This is a genomic window from Ruegeria spongiae (assembly GCF_023502395.1).
Classification (GTDB): domain Bacteria; phylum Pseudomonadota; class Alphaproteobacteria; order Rhodobacterales; family Rhodobacteraceae; genus Ruegeria_C; species Ruegeria_C spongiae.
In genome coordinates, this window is record NZ_JAMFMB010000007.1 from 125,320 (window position 1) to 138,964 (window position 13,645).

17 protein-coding genes are annotated in these 13,645 nt (G+C 59.9%); 11 read left to right on the top strand and 6 right to left on the bottom strand.

Going from position 1 to position 13,645, the window contains the following annotated elements; all coding sequences use genetic code 11:
- Nucleotides 1–12: 12 nt before the first annotated feature.
- From lepA to M3P21_RS07790, 5 genes are all read left to right on the top strand, one after another.
- Nucleotides 13–1,812, top strand: a complete 1,800-nt coding sequence (lepA, locus tag M3P21_RS07770) for a translation elongation factor 4 (protein WP_249708468.1) — start codon at nt 13–15, stop codon at nt 1,810–1,812.
- Nucleotides 1,805–2,401: a type VI toxin-antitoxin system SocA family antitoxin gene (socA, locus tag M3P21_RS07775; protein ID WP_249708470.1), complete on the top strand. Its 597-nt coding sequence runs from the start codon at nt 1,805–1,807 to the stop codon at nt 2,399–2,401. Before lepA ends, socA begins: the two co-directional genes overlap by 8 nt.
- The gene (socB, locus tag M3P21_RS07780) at nt 2,364–3,098 is read left to right on the top strand and encodes a type VI toxin-antitoxin system SocB family DNA replication inhibitor toxin (protein ID WP_249708472.1); all 735 of its coding nucleotides are present in this window, start codon (nt 2,364–2,366) and stop codon (nt 3,096–3,098) included. Before socA ends, socB begins: the two co-directional genes overlap by 38 nt.
- A gap of 235 nt (nt 3,099–3,333) precedes the next feature.
- Complete coding sequence (locus M3P21_RS07785) at nt 3,334–3,648, top strand: hypothetical protein (protein WP_249708474.1); 315 nt, start codon at nt 3,334–3,336, stop codon at nt 3,646–3,648.
- A 116-nt stretch (nt 3,649–3,764) separates the two neighbouring features.
- Entirely contained in the window at nt 3,765–4,214 is a 450-nt protein-coding gene (locus tag M3P21_RS07790; protein WP_249708476.1) for a hypothetical protein, read from the top strand.
- Nucleotides 4,215–5,293: 1,079 nt separating this feature from the next.
- Here M3P21_RS07790 and M3P21_RS07795 read toward each other — a convergent pair.
- Complete coding sequence (locus tag M3P21_RS07795) at nt 5,294–5,443, bottom strand: entericidin A/B family lipoprotein (RefSeq protein ID WP_308445927.1); 150 nt, start codon at nt 5,441–5,443, stop codon at nt 5,294–5,296.
- Between the two features lie 318 nt (nt 5,444–5,761).
- Between M3P21_RS07795 and M3P21_RS07800 the strand changes: the two genes are divergently transcribed.
- From M3P21_RS07800 to M3P21_RS07825, 6 genes are all read left to right on the top strand, one after another.
- Entirely contained in the window at nt 5,762–6,394 is a 633-nt protein-coding gene (locus M3P21_RS07800; protein WP_249708478.1) for an ATP-dependent Clp protease proteolytic subunit, read from the top strand.
- A gap of 117 nt (nt 6,395–6,511) precedes the next feature.
- Nucleotides 6,512–7,780 (top strand): ATP-dependent Clp protease ATP-binding subunit ClpX, encoded by a 1,269-nt coding sequence (gene clpX, locus M3P21_RS07805; protein WP_249708479.1) that lies wholly within the window; start codon nt 6,512–6,514, stop codon nt 7,778–7,780.
- Between the two features lie 65 nt (nt 7,781–7,845).
- Nucleotides 7,846–8,217, top strand: a complete 372-nt coding sequence (locus tag M3P21_RS07810) for a Rid family hydrolase (RefSeq protein WP_249708509.1) — start codon at nt 7,846–7,848, stop codon at nt 8,215–8,217.
- A gap of 77 nt (nt 8,218–8,294) precedes the next feature.
- The gene (locus M3P21_RS07815) at nt 8,295–8,678 is read left to right on the top strand and encodes an NADH:ubiquinone oxidoreductase subunit NDUFA12 (RefSeq protein WP_249708593.1); all 384 of its coding nucleotides are present in this window, start codon (nt 8,295–8,297) and stop codon (nt 8,676–8,678) included.
- 12 nt (nt 8,679–8,690) lie between these two features.
- Nucleotides 8,691–9,146 carry an outer membrane lipid asymmetry maintenance protein MlaD gene (gene mlaD, locus M3P21_RS07820; protein ID WP_249708511.1) on the top strand — a complete coding sequence of 152 codons (456 nt, stop codon included), beginning with the start codon at nt 8,691–8,693 and terminating at the stop codon, nt 9,144–9,146.
- Nucleotides 9,143–9,502 carry a DUF2155 domain-containing protein gene (locus M3P21_RS07825; RefSeq protein ID WP_249708513.1) on the top strand — a complete coding sequence of 120 codons (360 nt, stop codon included), beginning with the start codon at nt 9,143–9,145 and terminating at the stop codon, nt 9,500–9,502. Before mlaD ends, M3P21_RS07825 begins: the two co-directional genes overlap by 4 nt.
- Here M3P21_RS07825 and aat read toward each other — a convergent pair.
- The 5 genes from aat to M3P21_RS07850 all read right to left on the bottom strand — a co-directional run bounded on the left by aat (nt 9,466) and on the right by M3P21_RS07850 (nt 13,613).
- Nucleotides 9,466–10,098, bottom strand: coding sequence for a leucyl/phenylalanyl-tRNA--protein transferase (gene aat / locus M3P21_RS07830; protein ID WP_249708515.1), 633 nt, complete (start codon nt 10,096–10,098; stop codon nt 9,466–9,468). The two genes, M3P21_RS07825 and aat, sit on opposite strands and share 37 nt — an antisense overlap.
- 15 nt (nt 10,099–10,113) lie before the next feature.
- Nucleotides 10,114–11,463, bottom strand: a complete 1,350-nt coding sequence (gene accC, locus M3P21_RS07835; RefSeq protein ID WP_249708517.1) for an acetyl-CoA carboxylase biotin carboxylase subunit — start codon at nt 11,461–11,463, stop codon at nt 10,114–10,116.
- A gap of 9 nt (nt 11,464–11,472) precedes the next feature.
- Complete coding sequence (gene accB / locus M3P21_RS07840; protein ID WP_249708519.1) at nt 11,473–11,955, bottom strand: acetyl-CoA carboxylase biotin carboxyl carrier protein; 483 nt, start codon at nt 11,953–11,955, stop codon at nt 11,473–11,475.
- A gap of 147 nt (nt 11,956–12,102) precedes the next feature.
- Complete coding sequence (locus M3P21_RS07845; RefSeq protein WP_249708521.1) at nt 12,103–12,639, bottom strand: helix-turn-helix domain-containing protein; 537 nt, start codon at nt 12,637–12,639, stop codon at nt 12,103–12,105.
- Between the two features lie 128 nt (nt 12,640–12,767).
- Entirely contained in the window at nt 12,768–13,613 is an 846-nt protein-coding gene (locus M3P21_RS07850) for a glycosyltransferase family protein (RefSeq protein ID WP_373319974.1), read from the bottom strand.
- Nucleotides 13,614–13,645: the final 32 nt, after the last annotated feature.

Below are 13,645 nucleotides of genomic sequence, written 5' to 3' on the forward strand. Positions count from 1 at the left end.
TATCCCCAACCCATGACAGACCTCGCCCATATCCGCAATTTCTCCATCGTCGCGCATATCGACCATGGCAAATCCACCCTTGCCGACCGGCTCATCCAAGAGACCGGGACCGTCAAGGATCGCGACATGAAGGAACAGCTGCTCGACAGCATGGATATCGAGCGCGAGCGTGGCATCACCATCAAGGCCAACACCGTCCGCATCGACTATACCGCCGACAATGGTGAGCATTACGTGCTGAACCTGATCGACACCCCCGGACACGTGGACTTCGCCTACGAGGTCTCGCGGTCCATGCGCGCGGTCGAGGGGTCGCTGCTGGTCGTCGACTCCACCCAGGGGGTCGAGGCGCAGACGCTGGCGAATGTCTACCAGGCCATCGAGGCCGATCACGAGATCGTGCCGGTGCTCAACAAGATCGACCTGCCCGCCTCCGATTGTGACCGCGTCGCCGAACAGATCGAGGATGTGATCGGCATCGACGCCACCGATGCCATTCAGGTCAGCGCCAAAACCGGGCAGGGCATCCATGCGACGCTGGAATCCATCGTCACCCATCTGCCCGCGCCCAAAGGCAATCTGGACGCGCCGCTCAAGGCGATGCTGGTGGATTCGTGGTACGACGCCTATCTCGGCGTCATCGTTCTGGTCCGCATCATGGATGGCACGCTGAAAAGGGGCATGCGGGTCAAGTTCATGTCCAACAACACCCTGCACCATGTCGACCGCGTCGGCGTCTTCCGCCCCGAGATGGAGATGGTCGACAGCCTTGGCCCCGGCGAGATCGGCTTTCTCACCGCCTCGATCAAACAGGTCCGCGACACTCGCGTCGGCGACACCATCACCAATGACCGCAACGGCACAGAGGTGGCGCTGGACGGCTTCAAACCGGCGCAGCCGGTGGTGTTCTGCGGCCTCTTCCCGGTCGACAGCTCGGAATTCGAGGACCTGCGCGATGCGATCGACAAGCTGGCACTCAACGACGCCAGCTTCAGCTTTGAAATGGAAACCTCGGCCGCGCTGGGCTTTGGCTTCCGCTGCGGCTTTCTGGGTCTCTTGCATCTTGAGGTCATCCGCGACCGGATCGAGCGCGAATATGATATCGAGCTGATCACCACCGCCCCGTCGGTGGTCTATCACATCTTCATGCGCGACGGCGCCATGACCGAGTTGCACAACCCCGCCGACATGCCCGACATGACGCTGGTGGATCATCTGGAAGAGCCGCGCATCAAGGCCACCATTCTGGTGCCGGATGAATACCTGGGCGACGTGCTGAAACTGTGTCAGGACCGGCGCGGCATCCAGGAAGACCTGACCTATGCCGGCACGCGCGCCATGGTGGTCTATGACCTGCCGCTGAACGAGGTGGTGTTCGACTTCTACGACCGGCTGAAATCGGTGACCAAGGGTTATGCCAGCTTTGACTATCACATGACCGGATATCGCGAGGACAATCTGGTCAAGATGTCGATCCTGGTGAATGACGAGCCGGTGGATGCGCTGTCGATGATGGTGCACCGCGACCGGGCCGAGATGCGGGGCCGTGCCATGTGCGAAAAGCTCAAGGACCTGATCCCGCGCCACATGTTCAAGATCCCGATCCAGGCGGCCATCGGCGGCAAGGTCATCGCGCGCGAGACGCTGTCGGCGCTTCGCAAGGACGTGACCGCGAAATGCTACGGAGGCGACGCCACGCGCAAACGCAAACTGCTGGACAAGCAGAAGGCTGGGAAAAAGAAGATGCGCCAGTTCGGGAAGGTTGATATACCTCAAGAAGCATTTATTAGCGCACTGAAGATGGATGGCTGAGCGAAATAATGATCCAAGGGTTGTCGCCAACTTCATTTTGAAGACGCGAAAACACCTCGGCTTGGATACAACCAACTTAGAGTTGCAGAAGATTCTGTTCTTTTGCCACAGCAACTATTTGCTGGCACGAAGAGAACGTCTCATGTCGGGTCACTTCGAAGCATGGGACTATGGACCGGTCCATCCAATCGTCTACCGAGCATTCAAGGGCTTCGGGGGTAATCCAATTCAACACGAAGCTGAGGGTCGTGATCCGTTTACAAAACAGCCGGTGTATTTGGATGGTATTGCCGATTTCCAACAAAGGCAGATCATAACGGCTACCGTTGCAGACCTATCCAAAATGAATGCGTTCCAGCTAGTGGAGCTTTCACACAAGAAAGGCGGCGCTTGGGCGTCAACCGTTTCCCAAGCAAAGGCTGGTGGCGCGCTTGGAATGCGTATTACCGACGAAATGATCGTCTCTTGTGCTACGAGAACAAAACTAGTACCTTACGACTCTAAGGCAAGAAAAACTAATAACTTTTCGGCAGAAGATGAGGTAAGGTACTATGTCGAAGCGCCAATTGCCGGTTACGGATCTGGCTAACTCTGCGACGCTCCCCGTGGAAGCTCGCTGGAGTATGCTTGAACGGAAGCAAGATTTCGTTCCGCCACATTCTTTAGAACCTACGCGACGCAACATCGCGATGTTGCTTGGCGTTACCGATCCTTTGTTTCCGGATCATCCGAGACCGTCAAAAGACGAAATCATAGCTACGTTTGAACAGACGTTGCCAAAGGGTGGTAAGAGGGCTCAACGCGACAGAGAACAAAACCTTCTCAGGGCTCGGGCACTTCTGGATTTTGGCGAGACTTCCGTCGCCCGTGCTGCGATTGAGCACCACAAATCGTTTGCGGTGGCAGAAAACACCTATATTCGTACTGCCGATCCTTTGGTTTTGGAAGTTGACGGGCGACCTTGCATCCCTTCTACAGATTTTAGGAAGTCTGGGGCGCTCACGCGACGCGGTTTGGATTTTGTATTCTCACTGAACTTCCATATGATAGTGGACTATGATCCTGCGTTCTCTGACTTCGATTTAGTGCACTTAAATTATTGGCAGGATAAAGAGGGTGCCGTGGGCATCACCCCTGAGTTTCATGCTGGCGAGCCAGTTTTTTCTTATGATGATCTCAATACTATGATTAGAGAAACCCTTGATATCTGGGATGCGATTGTTGCTGGTCGCCGAAAGAAGTCAAAAGACGAGGACGACGGTTTCTGGTTCGGGGAAACGGCTTGATGGCAAACTCGAGATCGGTTTCGGCGGTAGTTTGAGTCGATAGACAATCCACCCGCCCGGCGACACCACCGGGCCGGGTCCACCCGCCCCTAAAGGTCGGCGCGGCCCTCAGTTCTGCTGGACAGCCGTTAGCGCCCCTATGCACCACCCATCTGCGGTTGTGACCCACATTACAGCCAAGCCTCGTCCCCTTTGCTACGCTTGACCCTACGTAACCAGTCAGCGAGGTGCCGAGATGTCCATGATCCCTGTCATCGCCCTCGGCTCGGCTGGTCTCTATGCCCTTGCCATGATCGGTATGAAACTGTGGTGGAGTGCACCCGGTCCGGGCATCGCCCTGCTGATCATCGCGGCGATCATGGTGGGCGCGCTGCTGGAAATGACGGCGCTGCGCAGTGAACGGCTGGGCCTCATCTATGTCTCCATTCTGGGTGCCGAGGTGATCCTGATCGCCGGGGCCTCGCTGCTCTATTTCGGAGAGAGCTTCTCGACCCGCGAAGTGGCGGGGATCGGGTTTGTTCTGCTGGGCGCGGCGCTGGCCTGGACGTGACGCGCCCGGCATGAAGGCCGGGTTAAGATCCGTTCATATCGACATCCACAGATTGCAAACGCCGCCGCCCCTCCCAACCTTGAATACTGACAGACGCCAAGGAAGAGGAGGAAACCATGACACGGATCAAAGCCATAGGTGCGGCAGCCCTTGCCGGAACGCTCGCAATGGCCACCAGCGCCTTTGCCAGCGACACCCCGGATCTGCGCGGCACCTGGAGCGGCAGCCACACGGTTGCGGCCCTGCCCAATGAGCGCAGCGATGGTGCGCCGCGGTTCAACGAATCCGAGTGGGTGATGGAGATCAGGGAGCAGCAGGACAACGTGTTCTGGGGCACCAGCAAGTGGAGCCGCACCAGTTCGGATCAGTGGAACGAAGGTCAGATGACCGGCACGATCAGTCTGGACAGCTCGGGCAATATCGCAATGGTGGAAAGCCTGCCCGGACAAGATCGCGAAGTGAACGGTCTGATCGACGCGACCTATGAGGACGGCAAGATCTATGCCGATTTCCGGAGCCTGCGCAGTGGCATCACATATAGCACGGTTCTTGAACGGGTGAATTGATGCGTCAGACCCTGGCGGGGATGTCATTCCCGGATCTTTAGCGGGACCCTCGCCAAGGCAGCACCCAGGGGTCCCGGTTCAAACCGGGGCAGGGGCGGAGGCGGCAGGCGGACCTTTAGCGAGTTTGGGGGTTAGCGTCGCGATACCCGGTTCGTTATTCATCGGAACGGATATTCGGCAAGTTCTCCGCTTATGATCGGCTCCGCCCCACCATCTTCTTTCAGCCGAATGCTCCCGGCACAGTCCGGTGCAACATGGGCAGCCGCGAATCTCTGTTCTGTAAATCGGGTGGAAATGGGGGCATAGCCGGTTGAGTCGGGGCGCACCGGATTTGAATGGCCTGTGCAGGTGCAGAAAACGTTCGAAATTCACCGACCTGTGCCGGTTTTTTGTTTTCCCCTCGCAAGGTGATTTGCGCGGCGCGGTTTTTGGAGTTTTCCACATGTCTGTCCCGGCGGATATCTACAGGTTATCCCCGTCTAAATGTCATGCTGCAGTGCTATTTTCTTGCCCGATCGAGCGGGTTTTGTAACAGTTTCCTTACTGCAGCGGACCTTCGGGAACGAAGCAGGGCGCAGCGGCCAGGGGGTCATGGCGGGTCAGAATAGGGCTTCGGTTTTACTCTGATATGTCAGCGGCTTACCGGGAGTGCGCCAGTCGCGAAGGGTCTCAGGACCTGGGGCGGAGGGCGTGCTTTTCAAACAGTCGGTGTGCGTCGGGCGAAGCCTTCGGGCGGTGTCCGACAGCGGCGGCTCTTCGGGGCGGTCGTGACTGGTTCGGACGCGGCCCTCGGGTTGCCATGGATCGGCAAGGCGTCAGGGGCGTCCGCAAGGGCGCATGCAAGGACCGCGTCTGAGCACCTGGCGCCTTTTCTAATTCCTCAACGAAAACAAGAAACGGGGCCTGCCTGGGTGATCCAAGCAAGCCCCGTCGTCAGTTGATGCGTACCGCGTCTATGCACCTGTACCTGTCAGATATCGGTTCGGTGCGCCAAAATCAACAATATCTTGTGTGATATCGCCTTTTGTATCGGTGTTGCGGCAGGGCCCCTGCTATATGTTGTGATCGGATCGCCCCGGTCAGAGGTTTTCCTGAACATCGGTTGCGGTGTTCGTGATCGCATCACCGGCCTTTTCAATATCACGTCCAGCGCCTTTGGCGGTTTCGCAGGCGGCCAGGGTCAGGGTCATCAGCCCAATTACCAATACTCGGGTCATCATCGTCTCCATTTCTGCTCAATTGCCCTATCTTTAAGCGCTTCCGTCTTTGCAATGCAAGGCGCTCAACGGGCGCGCGGCGGCGGGCGGAATCCCCAACATTCAAAGACCACACAGGTTGCCATTCGGGGTTCGATCATCATGGCCAATAAATCCGGGATCCGGCGCGCAGTTCCAAACCGACTCTGCGGGTTGATCGCCGGGCAGGGGCGGCAAGGCGCGATCAATCGGGCCGCCACCCCTTGCAGCCCCCCGGCGCCGACACTAAGACTCGGGTAACCCGGCCCCGGTATCGTTCCGGCGCACCCTTCAAGAGCAGGCAGGTCTTCCATGTTCGATCCCGTTGATACTTACGCCAATACCCTTGTGCCCATGGTCGTTGAACAGACCAGCCGGGGCGAACGGGCATACGACATCTTTTCGCGCCTGTTGAAGGAGCGGATCATTTTCATCAACGGGCCGATTCATGACGGGATGAGCCATCTGGTGGTCGCCCAACTGCTGCACCTTGAGGCCGAGAACCCGAACAAGGAAATCTCGATCTACATCAATTCGCCCGGTGGTGTGGTGACCAGTGGCCTCTCGATCTACGACACGATGCAGTATATCCGGCCGAAATGTTCGACGCTGGTGATCGGTCAGGCGGCCTCGATGGGATCGCTGCTGCTGGTCGGCGGTGAAACGGGGATGCGGTTCTCGTTGCCCAACAGCCGGATCATGGTGCACCAGCCCTCGGGCGGGTATCAGGGACAGGCCAGCGACATCATGATCCATGCGGCCGAAACCCAGAAGCTGAAGGACCGGCTGCACGAGATTTATGTCAAGCACACCGGTCAGTCCAAGAAAGTGGTTGAAAAGGCGCTGGACCGTGACAATTTCATGAGCCCGGAAGAGGCCAAGGATTGGGGTCATATCGATGAAATCGTCGACAGCCGGGCCAAGGTTGGCGACGACGAGGCGTAAGGCTGCGCGCGGCAAGAGAAGGCCGTGAGCGGAAGCAAATTGCGATTGTGAAGGCCGGTGCGCTGGCCTAAGCTGCTGCGACAAGTGGCGGCGAAGACGGAGCCCGAAAGGTAAAGCATGGCGACGAATTCAGGCGGTGACAGCAAGAACACGCTCTATTGCAGCTTCTGCGGCAAGAGCCAGCACGAAGTGCGCAAGCTGATCGCGGGGCCCACCGTGTTCATCTGCGATGAGTGCGTCGAGCTGTGCATGGACATCATCCGCGAGGAAACCAAGGCCAGCGGCCTGAAATCCAGCGACGGTGTGCCGACACCGAAAGACATCTGTGGGGTGCTTGATGATTATGTGATCGGTCAGGCCACCGCCAAGCGGGTTCTGTCGGTTGCGGTGCACAATCACTATAAACGATTGAACCACGCCCAGAAGGCGGGCGGCGATATCGAACTGGCCAAGTCCAACATCCTGCTGATCGGCCCCACCGGTTGCGGCAAAACGCTGTTGGCGCAGACGCTGGCGCGGATTCTGGATGTGCCCTTTACCATGGCCGACGCCACCACCCTGACCGAGGCCGGTTATGTGGGCGAGGATGTGGAGAACATCATCCTCAAGCTGTTGCAGGCGTCCGAGTACAATGTCGAGCGCGCACAGCGCGGCATCGTCTATATCGACGAGGTCGACAAGATCACCCGCAAGTCGGAAAACCCCTCGATCACCCGCGATGTCTCGGGCGAAGGGGTGCAGCAGGCGCTGCTGAAACTGATGGAAGGCACCGTTGCAAGTGTGCCGCCTCAGGGCGGGCGCAAACATCCGCAGCAGGAATTCCTGCAGGTGGACACCACCAACATCCTGTTCATCTGCGGCGGGGCGTTCGCTGGCCTCGACAAGATCATCGCTCAGCGCGGCAAAGGTTCGGCCATGGGCTTTGGTGCCGATGTGCGCGACAATGATGACCGTGGCGTGGGCGAGATTTTCCAGGAGCTGGAGCCCGAAGACCTGCTGAAATTCGGGTTGATCCCGGAGTTCGTCGGGCGTCTGCCGGTGCTGGCGACGCTGGAGGATCTGGATCAGGACGCGCTGGTGACCATCCTGACCCAACCCAAGAACGCGCTGGTCAAGCAGTATCAGCGCCTGTTCGAGCTGGAAGATACCGAGTTGGATTTCACCGACGATGCACTCAAGTCGATCGCCAAGCGGGCCATCGAACGCAAGACCGGTGCGCGCGGGTTGCGCTCGATCCTCGAGGACATTCTGCTCGATACCATGTTCGATCTGCCGGGGATGGAGCATGTGACAAAGGTGGTGGTCAACGAAGAGGCCGTGACCTCGGAGGCGCAGCCGCTGATGATCTATGCCGACGCGGACAAGGAACCGGCGACGGCAGGCTGAACTAAAACGGTATGATAATCACGGCGCGGCATTGACCGCGCCGTTTTTTTATCTGGAGGCGTTACATGATCAGACGAATTCATTCGGGTGGAGAGTTCGAGAAAAAGGTCGGCTACTGTCGCGCCGTTGTGGCAAACGGCTTTGTCTTTGTCGCCGGAACATGCGCCCAGGGCGATGACGTGCCCAAAGACATTGTCGGCCAGTGCAAATCCTCCCTGGCCGCAATCAGAGAGGCCCTGGCCGAGGCCGGGGCGAGCTTTGCCGATGTGGTCCGGGTGAATTATTATCTGCCGGACATGACGGAATTTGAACTCTGCTGGCCGCTGCTGGTAGAGGCTTTTGGTGACAATCCGCCTGCGGCAACGGTCATCGAATGCAATCTGATCACACCAATGGACCGAATTGAGATCGAGGTCACCGCAGCGCTGCCGCAATAAGCGCTTAACCCCGGTTCCACTGGACCTCAGTCCGCCTTTGGTCCATATCTGCGGAGACAGCAATGCCGGAGGCACGTATGGGAATCCTGAACACTCTGCTGAGCGCGGTCACCTGGTGGAACGGGTCGACCCTGAACACCCGTATCTATACGTCGCGCAAGGGCATCCGGGTGGGCGAGGATGACGAAGGCAATGTGTTCTATCACAACGCCGATGACAGTCAGCGCTGGGTGATCTTCAACGGCGAGGCCGAGGCCAGCCGGATTGATCCGAACTGGCATGGCTGGCTTCATCGCACCTGGGATGAGCCTCCGACCGACAAACCCCTCAACCACAAGACCTGGGAAAAGCCGCATCGGGAGAACCTGACCGGCACGCCGCTGGCCTATGCGCCAGCAGGCTCGCTGCGCCGGACGGACCTGGTCGAGCGGCGCGATTACGAGGCCTGGACCCCCGAATAGGCGGATTTTTTCATGAGTACCCACAACACCACAGAGATCGTGGTCGGCGGCGCCGTGCTGGCTGCGGCCATCGCATTTGGCGTCTATGCCACCCAGGCCACGGGCCTGTCGAATTCCAGCGCGGGCTATGAGCTTGGCGCGTCCTTTAGGTCGTTGGAGGGCGTGACGGTGGGCACCGATGTGCGTCTGGCGGGTGTCAAGATCGGCACCGTGACCGGCGTTGACCTGAACCCCGAGAGTTATCGGGCTGACACCACGTTCACAGTCGCCAACAAGATCCAGGTGCCCGATGACAGCGCCGCAGTGATCTCGTCAGAGGGGCTGCTGGGCGGCAATTTCGTCGAGATCATGCCGGGCGGCTCGCCCTTCTATTTTGAGGCAGGCGATCAGATCGAAGATACCCAGGGTGCGGTCAGCCTGATCTCGCTTCTGGTTAAATTCGTCGCCGGTGACGGGAGCGGCGGGTGATCCGCGCGGCGGCTCTTGCGCTGGGTCTGCTGACGCAGGGCGCGATGGCACAGGATGCCGTGACCTCGGGCACCGGCGGGGTGCTGCGCGGGCTGGACAAGGTGAACGGTCAGACCGTGGACGTGGACATCCGCAATGGCGAGACCGGTCAGCTCTTCGGTCTTGATGTGGCCTTGGGGGATTGCAGGTTTCCGGTTGAAAACCCCACTGGCGATGCATTTGCCTATCTCACGATCTGGGAAACCGGCAAGTCCGAGGCACTATTTGATGGCTGGATGATCGCCAGTTCACCGGCGCTGAACGCGCTGGATCATGCCCGTTACGACGTCTGGGTGATCCGCTGTATGACGCCCTGAGGGGACTGGTCGAGTGGCACGCAGAACTCTGCCTGCGACGTGACCGCGTTTGCCAGCATTGCATGATAATCTGATCGCGGAATCTCGATCGCGCCCAGTGAGGCAAGGTGCGGGGTCAGGAATTGCGTGTCGAACAGTTGAAACCCGGTCTGCACCAGGCGATCCGTCAGATAGGCCAGCGCGAGTTTTGACGCATCACGGCGGCGCGAGAACATGCTTTCCCCAAAAAACGCCGCCCCCAGAACCACGCCATAGACCCCCCCGATCAGCTGGTGCCCGTCCCACACCTCGAGCGAGTGGGCGTCGCCGCGCTGATGCAGTGTCAGGTAGTGGGACCGAAGTTCGGCATTGATCCAGGTCTCGCTTCGGTCGGCGCAGCCATCGACGACCGCCTCGAAGGCGCGGTTGATGGTGATGCGGTAATCCTGTCGTCGCAGGCGGCGCGCCAGTGAGCGCGAGATGTGGAATCCGTCCAGTGGAAAGACACCGCGCAGTTTCGGGTCGACCCAGAAAATTTCCGGGTCTTCCCTGTGTTCGGCCATCGGAAAAATCCCGATGGAATAGCCATGCAGCAGCAGTTCAGGCGACAGGGTCATGACCGGGTGTCCCGGTCACGCGCCCAGATTGGTCTCAAGCCAATGTTCCAGCCAGTGAATGTTGTAGTCACCGCTAAGGATGTCGGGTTCCTGCAGCAGCGCGTCGAACAGCGGTACCGTGGTGTCGACCCCGTCAACGATCAACTCACCCAGAGCCCGGTGCAGACGCGCCAGCGCTTCGGGCCGGTCGCGGCCTTGTACGATCAGCTTGCCGATCAGCGAGTCGTAATAGGGGGGGATCGAGTAACCATTATAGAGCGCGGAATCCATCCGCACTCCCAGGCCCCCGGGCGCGTGAAAAGCGGTGATCTTGCCGGGGCAGGGGGCGAAATTAGGCAGCCGTTCGGCGTTGATGCGCACCTCGATAGCGTGGCCGTTGATCCGCAGATCGTCTTGGCCAAAGGACATCGGCTCACCGGCGGCGACAAGGATCTGTTCGCGCACCAGATCGACGCCGAAGATGCCTTCGGTCACCGGGTGTTCCACCTGCAGGCGGGTGTTCATCTCGATGAAATAGAACTCGCCCTTCTCGTAGAGGAACTCGATCGTGCCGGCACCGATATAGTTGATCTTGGCCACCGCGTCGGCGCAGACCTTGCCGATCCTGGCGCGTTCTTCGGGGGTGATGCAGGGGCCGGGGGCCTCTTCGAACACCTTCTGGTGGCGACGCTGCAACGAGCAGTCACGTTCGCCCAAATGCACCGCCTTGCCCTTGCCATCGCCAAAGACCTGTATTTCGATATGGCGCGGCGTGGTCAGGTATTTCTCGATATAGACCTCATCATTGCCAAAGGCGGCCTTGCCCTCGGCTCGCGCGGTGCGGAACGCGGTTTCCATATCCTCGGCGGTCTGCGCAACTTTCATGCCGCGCCCGCCGCCACCGGCCGTTGCCTTGATGATGACGGGATAGCCGATTTCGGCGCCGATTCTCTGGGCGGCTTCCAGATCGGGCACGCCGCCGTCGGAACCGGGGACGCAGGGCACGCCCAGATCCTTCATCGTGTCCTTGGCGGTGATCTTGTCGCCCATGACGCGGATATGCTCGGCGGTGGGGCCGATGAAGGTGATGCCGTGATCTTCGACGATCTGCACGAAGGCCGCGTTTTCAGACAGAAACCCATAACCGGGGTGGATCGCCTGCGCGCCGGTGATCTCGCAGGCAGAAATAATCGCAGGCACCGAAAGGTAGCTTTGCGGGCTGGGTGCGGGGCCGATGCAGACCGACTCGTCGGCCATGCGCACATGCATGGCGTCACTGTCGGCGGTGGAATGCACGGCAACCGTGCCGATCCCCATCTCTTGGGCCGCGCGGATCACGCGCAGGGCGATCTCGCCGCGATTGGCAATCAGGATCTTGTCGAACATGGGACCGCCTTACTCGATGATGACCAGAGGGGTTCCGAATTCCACGGCGGCGCCGTCCTCGACCAGAATCCGTTTGACGATTCCGGCCTTGGGCGCGCTGATCTGGTTCATGGTCTTCATCGCCTCGACGATCAGCAATGTGTCGCCTTCACTGACAGTGGCACCGACGGTAATAAACGACGGAGCGCCGGGCTCGGCCTGCATATAGACGGTGCCCACCATGGGCGAGGTCACGGCGCCGGGATGGCTGGCGGGGTCTTCGGCAGCGGCAGGGGCTTCGGGTGTTGCGGCGGCCGCAACGGGGGCCGCAGGGGCGGCAACCTGGACAGGCGCAGCGGCCACGGCCGGACCCATGCGGCTGACGCGGACGTTCAGGCTGTCCTCGTCGCCATAATCGCGTTTGACCTGCAATTCGGTCAGGTCATTGTCGCGCAGCAACTCGGCCAGTGCCTTGATGAATGCCACGTCCGCTTCGTGTTTGTTGTCTGTCATACGAGTCCTCGACGTTCCCCTTGGTCCTTGTTGTGCTTGGGACCTCAACTTTACGCGGCGTTATAGGCCAAGCCGTCGGCCATGAAAAGCGCCCTGTCCCCGCGCTAGATGGGGCTTGATACAATGTATTGCGAGGGGAAAGTGCCATCACAGCGGCATCCCGGACAATTTGGCCACAAGTTCGGGCAGTTTGCGGGCGCCGAATTTCTCAAGCAGGCGCGCGCGATGTGCTTCGATGGTGCGATAGCTCAGGCCCAGTTCCGCGCCGACCTCTTTCGCCGACAGCCCGCGACAGGACAGAATGGCCACATCCCGCTCGCGCGGGGTCAGTTCAACCAGCGGGCGATCCTCGGAAATGTCCGAGAAACTCCAGATCCCGTGGCGGAACGGGTCATCAGGTGTCAGCGATTTGCCGCGCGCCCGGCACCAGAACAGATCGCCGTCGCGGCGGCGCATGATGCGTTCGTCCGAGTAATAGCCGGTCTCGCGCATCACCGTCAGGCTGCGCGCGCCGATGCGCTCGAAATCTGCCTGGCTGGGGTAGAGATGCAAAAGAGGCATATCGCGATAGTCCTCTTCCTCGCCGCCGAACATCTTGGCGAAATACAGGTTGCAGCGCCGGATCACGCGGTTTTCCAATTCCACGAGGCCGATGGGGGCATATTCGAAGGCGGGGTCGCTCATGGTCTCATGGTGACCGGTATTGCTGCGGAATTGAAGAGAAATGCGCGTCGGAGCCAGGATGAGGGCGGAAATTCAGGTCGATAAAGCGAGGGCATGAGGCTCTAGGTCGGTCATGACCCGGTCGCAGATCAGGCCGACCTGAACCAGCCGGGCAGGTCAGTGGCCAGATTGAGCGCGACGTCGCGCACCCGGATTACCCCGGTGTGGCGTTCCCGTTCGGGTTCGGCGCTGATTTGCGCGAAGGCCTGCGGTTCGGCCTCGTCCCAGTCGGTCACCGGCAGGTTGCGGACACGGTCGTGGAACCGGCGATTGCGGGTGTCTGGATCACGCCAGGACTGACCGGGCGTGCCGCGCCCCAGCTCGGATGCGACCTGCATCCTGTGCGTGTCACTCTCGGCCAGCGCCTGCCCGTTGGCGAATTTGAGGTGCACCAGATAGGCGCCGCGCGGAACCGAGAAGGGATAGGCGTCGATAAAGCGTGGCCGGATCTCGACTCCGTGCCGACGCAACCCGATCCGACCACGCACCGCCCAGGCCTTGCTGTAATGGGTCGAAAACAGCGCCCGGCGCCGGTGCTGCAACGCCAGCATTCCGGGCATAAATTTGGGGTCGTCGGGCAGCTCGGCCAGATTGAGTCCCAGCGAAAACTGGGCACGGTCCGGGTTTTGGGCGAAGAAATCGGCGAACCCCTGATAGCGGTCCGGATCGAGGCAGATCAATTCGTCCACATCAGTGCGGATGACCCAGTCATAGACTTCGTCCAACCCGACCTGAAATCCATTCAGCAGGCGGCCCCGCGACAGATCGAAATAGGTGAACTTGTCGCGCGGGACGGTGATGACGCTGGCGCCGGGGCAAAGCTCGTGGATCTTGGGATCGGCCCCATGCGCCACTACAAACAGGTTCTCGGGGTCCAGATGCCGGCTGTAATGCGCGTACCACTGGGACAGGGCCCAGTAATCGCGATACACCATCGTCAAAGCGCAGATCTTCATGGGGCCATTTA